This is a genomic window from Kitasatospora sp. NPDC032757 (assembly GCF_055579305.1).
In genome coordinates this window covers 1-4,350 of sequence record NZ_JBVINN010000090.1, presented here as the reverse complement: position 1 = coordinate 4,350, position 4,350 = coordinate 1, and the positions used below count along the sequence as shown (strand labels likewise).

The window sequence follows — 4,350 nt, the reverse complement described above, 5'->3', positions numbered from 1 at the left end:
TGAGCGAGAGGGCCTTCACCGCTTCACGCAGGGAGTTGCGCGACAGACCGAGCCGCTCGGCCAGGTCGGCCTCGTTGGGGAGTCGCGAACCGGGGTGCAGCTCACCATTGACGATCATGGCTTTGATCTTCTCGATCGCCGAGTCGGTGACTGGCACGCCGTTGCCTCCCTGGTCCTGATCCCTGCAGCATAGTCTTCCCGGCACCTGCCCGGAGCCGGCCCTGATCGCGATCGGACAAGGCCGTCCGGCAAGATCCACCGGACGCCTTCCGTACGGCGGCTGCCCCACGCAGGCCGTGATGCGTCCGGGCCGGCACGCCCCTCCGCGGGCCGACGCGGGGCGCCTGGTGTTCTGCGCCAGGAATTTCCGCTGACGGACAGCTCAACACGGGCAGCGCCTCCGGCTAACACCTGCGGGGCTGACCTCCGGAGGAACACCCTGCCCTGCCCGGCCCCGTGCCGGCCCCGCTGGCCGGGTCCGCCGGGTCCGCCGGGTCCGCCGGGTCATCGTACGGACGGTGAACAGTGGCTGATCATGTGGCGCCCCACGCCCAGGGCGGGGCGGGATGCGCCACGATGCGGTCGGGGAACGCTCCCGCGTCCCGTGACGATCGCCCACTCCGAACGGCCGGTCTACGGAAGTGAGTTCACATGAGTAGCCACCGCAGGGAACCCCGCGCACGCGGGAGAGCGCCGCGTCCGTCGTTCTCCCTGCTCGTGCTGGGGCTGGCACTGGTCCTGGCGCTGGGTCTGGCCAAGGGGATCACGCCGGCCCCGTCCACGCGGGAGGTCCGCTCCGCCTGCGGGCTCCCGGTGGCCGCGGGCGCCACGGCGGGCGGGTCGCGCGTCACCTGCGGCGACGAGGCGCGGGCCGCGCACCCGATGCTGAACGTCGCCGCCGATGACGTGGTGATCGACTACGTCTTCGACGGCGTGAACCAGGCGATGATGCAGGACGCGATCGACCGGGTGTACCGGCCGGGGGTGCGGCTGAGCGACCAGGCGCTGGACCTGCTGAGGAGTCAGCGGCAGTACTTCCAGGGCGCGCCGCTCGACCTGGTCGACATCAACTCGGTCGACGACTTCTCCTTCGACGGCACGCTCCGGGCGACGGACCAGGGCATCGCGGTGGTCGTCCCGCGTTCGGAGGTCGGCCAGGCGTCCTGGGGGACGTGGCTCAGGGCGGTCGCCGTCCTCGTGACGGCGACGACGGTCCGCGCGGCCGTCTTCGGACTCTGCATCTCCTTCGCCCCTCCGCCCGCCGAAGCCCTGTTCGTCGACTTCTGCTCGGCCGCCTCCCAAGGCTTCGGGACCTTCACCGGGTACATGATGACCGCCTACTTCCAGGGCCGCGCCGCCACCGACCCCCAGCTGTGGGCGGAGGCGCTCGCGTTCGGGCTGGTCGGCGCACTGCTCCCCGGTGCCGGATGGGACGTGGGCAAGCCCTGGATGGTCAAGAACCTGGCCGGGACGGCGGCGACCGTCGGCCGCGGGCTGCAGAGCCTGGCCACGTCCATCCGCTCGTGGGCGGGCGAGACCATCAGCGACCTCGTCGCCGCCGGCGGCGCCATGTTCGCGGCCCTGTCGGCGCGGATCTGGGCGGCGCTCGTCGCCGAGGCCAACCGCCGGGGCATCCCGCTGTCCATCGCCCAGGCGCGGGTGATGCCGCTCGGCGACTCGATCACGCTGGGCACCGGCAGCAGCACGACGTCCAGCTACCGGGCCGAGTTGTGGGACGCGCTGAAGTCGCAGAACGATGAGGTGGACTTCGTCGGCTCGCAGTCCGCCGGCGTCCTGCCCGACCACGACCACGAGGGCCACTCCGGGTGGCGCATCGACCAGATCGCGGGCGCCGCCGAGTGCGCGCTGCCGTACTACCGGCCGAACATCGTCACGCTGCACGCCGGCACGAACGACATGAACCAGAACTACCTCGTCGACTCGGCGCCGCGGCGCCTGGCCGCCCTGGTGGACCGGATGCTCCACCTGTTGCCCGGCGTGACCGTGCTGGTCGCGACGCTCGTGCCCTCCACCAAGCCGGACGTGGGCCCACGCATCCAGGAGTACAACCGGAGCATCACCCCGCTCATCCAGGAGATGGCCGCACAGGGCAAGCGGGTGCGGCTGGTCGACATGAGCGCCGTGACCACCGCCGACCTCTACGACCAGCTGCATCCCAACGACACCGGCTACCGCAAGATGGGCCGGGCGTTCACCGAGGCCATCGCGCACGCGGCAGCCGAGGGCCTGATCGTGCCGGTGGCCGGCGGACAGGAGGGGGAGAACCCGTGCGCCCCGCAGGCGGTGCCCGTGGTGTGGAAGAACTGGGGCCGGATCGCCACCGGAGCCGGCTCGAACGTACCCGGCGCCGACGGAGCCGGCACGGCCGTATCCGGCGCCCAGGTCCGGTTCGCGGATATCAACGGCGACAACCGCGCGGACTACCTCGTCGTGCAGGACAACGGCGCCGTCCGCGCCTGGCTGAACACCCCCGGGGACGGCGGCAAGCCCTCCTGGTCCAGCCTCGGGGTCATCGCACCCGGCACGGGCGCCCCCGGGGACCACGTGCAGTTCGCGGACGTCAACGGCGACGGCCGCGACGACTACCTCGTCGTACAGGACAACGCGGCCGTGTTCGCCTGGCTGAACACCCCGGGCACCGGCGGCGTCCCCTCCTGGCACAGCCTGGGCCTGATCGCACCGGGAGTACAGGGCGTCACCGGGGACCTGGTCAGGTTCGCCGACTACGACGGCGACGGTCGTGACGACTACCTCGTGGTCGACTCCACAGGGCGAGTGCACGCCTGGCGCAACACCCCCGGCGACAACGGCATCCCCTCGTGGCAGCCGCGCGGCCTGTTCGCGGAGGGCGTGGACGGCGGCACCCGGGACAAGCTCCGCTTCGCCGACGTCAACGGCGACGGCCGCGACGACTACCTCATGGTCCAGGACAACGGAGCCGTACTGGCCTGGATCAACAACGGCGGCACCGGGTTCGGCGGCTGGACCAACCAGGGGGTGTTCGCCTCAGGGGTCGGCGGCGCCAGCCGGGACAAGCTCCGCTTCGCCGACGTCAACGGCGACCGCCGGGCCGACTACCTGATGGTCGCGCCGGATTCGGCGGTGGACGCCTGGTTGAACCAGGTCGGGTAGGTGGCCCTCAGCCGGCGCAGAGAACGCGGCGGGCGCCACGGCACATGGCTGCTCATGTCCATCGAACTTCAGGCGCCGCACACGAGCCCGAACACGCGGACGGCGTTGTGCCGGAACACCGCGTCCTTCTCCCCCGCGCTGAGCCCGTCCACGAGGCGCCGGGTGATCCGGACGACCTCGGTGTAGCCGGCCTCCAGGGTGCAGACCGGCCAGTCGGAGCCGAAGAGGAGCCGCTGCGGGCCGAAGGCCTCCAGGGCGGTGTCGGCGTACGGCGCGAGGCCCTCCGTCCGCCACCGGCCGGGGGCGGCCTCGGTCACCAGGCCGGAGAGCTTTGCCACGGTGTTGGGCAGCGCGGCCAGGCGGCGCAGGTCCGCTGTCCAGGGGTGGAGCGTGCCGTCGGCGACCGGGGGCTTGCCGAGGTGGTCGAGGACGAACGTCAGGCCGGTGAGCCGGGCGGCCGCGAGGGCGGCGGCGGGCAGCTGGTGCGGCTTGACGACGAGGTCGTAGGCGAGGCCGGCCTCGGCGACGGCGAGCAGGCCGCGCTGGACGTCGGGGCGCAGCAGCCACGCGGGGTCGGGCTCCTCCTGGACCTGATGTCTGATGCCCATCAGTCGTTCCCCGCCGGGGAGAGGTCTGCGGGCCGGGACTCTTCACCGGGCCAACACATCGGATGTATCCATGACGCCCTGACCATACGAGCGCCGGCCACCCACCGCAAGAAGTCTTCCGATGTCTCTCGGCACCACCCGGGGCCCGGAAGCCGAATATCTCCTCACTGTTCATCAAATCTCCAGCTCAGAGCGGAAGCAAGAACTCCCTGCAACCCGCCACGGAAGCCCGGACGTTACGGTTGAGATTCGCCCGAGGTATCCCTATTGTCAGTCAGGTGCCAAGCTCGTATGGTCCTCGTGATCGCAATCCATCCGATGACTGCGGGGAGCACGAGCACGATCCGGCGCGCCTGCCACGACCGCCGCATCCATGGCCTCCCTCCTGGATGACGGCCGGGAAGGGAGATCCGGCTCAACCACCCCCGCTTCACCTCCCGGGGGACGGGCCTCCCGGCCTCCCACCACACCGGCTCCCCGCCCCCGCAGGGGAGCCGGACGTCCCAGCCAAGGAGATCAGCACCATGAAGCCTCGCTCCTCCAGAATCGCGGCCACGGCCGCCGCCGTGATCGTCCTGGCGGGGTTCGC

The 4,350-nt window shown here is 71.4% G+C and carries 2 protein-coding genes and 1 pseudogene; 1 reads left to right on the top strand and 2 read right to left on the bottom strand.

The genetic code is table 11. The features are described from left to right. A partial coding sequence (locus tag ACZ5WK_RS40105; RefSeq protein ID WP_465555487.1) for a FadR/GntR family transcriptional regulator occupies window positions 1-157 on the bottom strand: 157 nt, incomplete at its 3' end. A gap of 494 nt (window positions 158-651) precedes the next feature. Here ACZ5WK_RS40105 and ACZ5WK_RS40100 point away from each other — a divergent pair. Next, a complete protein-coding gene (locus tag ACZ5WK_RS40100) occupies window positions 652-3,153 on the top strand; it encodes an FG-GAP-like repeat-containing protein (protein ID WP_465555485.1) in 2,502 nt (833 codons plus the stop codon). Window positions 3,154-3,221: 68 nt separating this feature from the next. Here the strand turns inward: ACZ5WK_RS40100 and ACZ5WK_RS40095 are convergent. Beyond that, window positions 3,222-3,788, bottom strand: a pseudogene (locus tag ACZ5WK_RS40095) (amidohydrolase family protein); the annotation flags it as partial. Window positions 3,789-4,350 lie beyond the last annotated feature (562 nt).